The following is a 2238-nucleotide window of genomic DNA, read 5'->3' as shown; positions in this document are numbered from 1 at the left end:
GTGGCGCAGGGATGCAGTTCGATGGCGCGTCGCTGAGGCAGCGCGAGGCGGCGAACACGGGCCCGGTGCCGCCGCGCACGCGGGGTGGGGCACCGGGCAAGGTGAAGCGGGTTCAGGCTGCGGCGGTGATCGCCGACGAGGAAGAGTGGGAAGAGTTCTGACCCGCCCGGCAGCAGGGAAAAAGCACGTTCGGCAGCACAGTCAGCAGCACAGATTCTGGAGAGACGAATGAGGATGAACTCGCCGGTGACCCAGCGTGAGGTCGAAGTGACCGAACGCCACAACATCGTTTCGCGTACCGATAGCAAGGGTCTGATCGTTTATGTGAATCACGACTTCATGGAGATCAGCGGTTTCGAGGAATCCGAACTGATCGGCCAGCCGCACAACATCGTGCGTCATCCGGACATGCCGAAGGAAGCCTTCGAAGACATGTGGCGCTGCCTGACGGGGATGCGCCCCTGGACCGGCCTGGTGAAAAATCGCTGCAAGAACGGCGACCACTACTGGGTGGTCGAGAACGTCACGCCGCTGTTCGAGAGCGGCTCGATCTCGGGTTACATGTCGGTGCGCACGCGCGCAACGCGCGATCAGATCCATGCGGTCGAAAAGGCCTATGGCGACTTCCGCGAAGGCAACGCAGCCGGGCTTGCCATGCGTGATGGCGCGATCGTCAGGAAAGGTTTTTCGCCGAAGCGCTTCGTTACCGACTTGAGCGTCCGCGCCCGCATGTTTGCCATCGTCGGCTTCGTTGGTCTGATGATGTCGGCCATTGCCGCCATCGGCATGTACGAAATGAAGTTGACCGAGTCCATCCTGCAGGGGGTGTATCACGATCGCGTACTGCCGAGTCAACAGCTCAAGTCAGTGGCCGACATGTATGCGGTAAACATCGTCGACACGGCACACAAGGTACGCAACGGCAACATCGATTTCGCCGAAGGCTCACGCAGTCTGGCTCAGGCGAACGACGCGATCGAGAAAAACTGGAACGCCTACCTCGCCAGCGAAATGATCAGCGATGAATCCGCCCTGGTCGCTCAGGCGACGCCGCTGATGGCCACGGCCGATGCGTCCATCGAACGCCTGGCCGCGATCATGCGCAGCAAGGACATGGAAGCGCTGAAGGCCTACACCGTCAGTGAATTGTATCCGGTCATCGATCCCATCTCCGGCAAGATCAGCGAACTGATCAATCTGCAGACCGGGGTGGCCGGCGGCGAGATACAGCGTGTCCGCGACGAATCGTCGCGCGCCTTCATCATCATTTCGGCGCTGCTGGTTTGCGGCCTTCTGCTGGCCGCGCTGGGCGCCTGGCTGCTGATGCGTGCCATTGTCAGGCCGATCAACGATGTGACCGCCATGCTGCAACGGATGACCGACGGCCAGCTCGATGTGACGATAGACACCACACGCCGCGATGAAATGATTGTCATCTTCGATGCGGCCAAATCGATGAAGATCAAGCTGGGTGCCGACATGGCGGAGGCAAGACGGGTCGCCAACGAGAACCTGCGCATCCGCGAGGCACTCGACAGCGTCACGACGAATGTCCGCATCGCCGACAACAACGGTCGCGTCATCTACGCCAACAAGACCCTGCTCGACACCTTGCGCCGCACCGAAGCGGAAATCCGCAAGAAGCTGCCGACGTTCTCGGCCGAGCATTTCATCGGCAGCGACATCACGGTGTTCTACGACGATCCGGAAGCGGCACGCCGTCGGCTGGCAGGTATGTCCGCCACGGTGCAGAGCGAGATCGTCATCGGCGGGCGCCTGTACCGGCTGACCACCAGTCCGATTGTCAACGAAGCCGGGCAGCGTCTGGGGTCGGTCGGCGAGTGGCTCGATCGCACGGACGAGGAAGTCATCGAAAGGGAAGTGACCGATCTCGTGCAGTCAGCGGGTCGGGGTGATTTCAGCAAGCGACTGTCGGCGGACGGCAAGCAGGGCTTCTTCAAGGCGCTCTCCGACGGACTCAACGGGCTGGTGGCCCAAGTTTCCGACAGCCTGACCGATCTTGCCTCGGTGCTCAATGCGATGGCGCAAGGCGACCTGAGCCGCAAGATCGAGCGCGATTACGCGGGAACGTTCGGCCGGTTGAAGGAGGACACGAACACGACGGTGGACAAGCTGCGCGAGGTTGTGGGTCGGATCAAGGATTCGACGGAGGCGATCAACACGGCGGCGCGGGAGATTTCGGCGGGCAACAGTGACCTGAGTTCGCGCACGGAAGAG

General features: G+C 61.7%; 1 protein-coding gene. It reads left to right on the top strand.

The genetic code is table 11. The annotated features are described in order from the left end of the window. Positions 1-228: 228 nt before the first annotated feature. On the top strand, positions 229-2238 hold a 2010-nt coding region (locus tag Q8Q80_RS09055), incomplete at its 3' end, for a PAS domain S-box protein (protein WP_305632602.1).

The sequence above is a fragment of the Methyloversatilis sp. genome (assembly GCF_030698125.1).
Lineage (GTDB): Bacteria > Pseudomonadota > Gammaproteobacteria > Burkholderiales > Rhodocyclaceae > Methyloversatilis.
The sequence above is the reverse complement of the archived record's forward strand: the minus strand, read 5'-3'. Positions and strand labels throughout refer to the sequence as shown.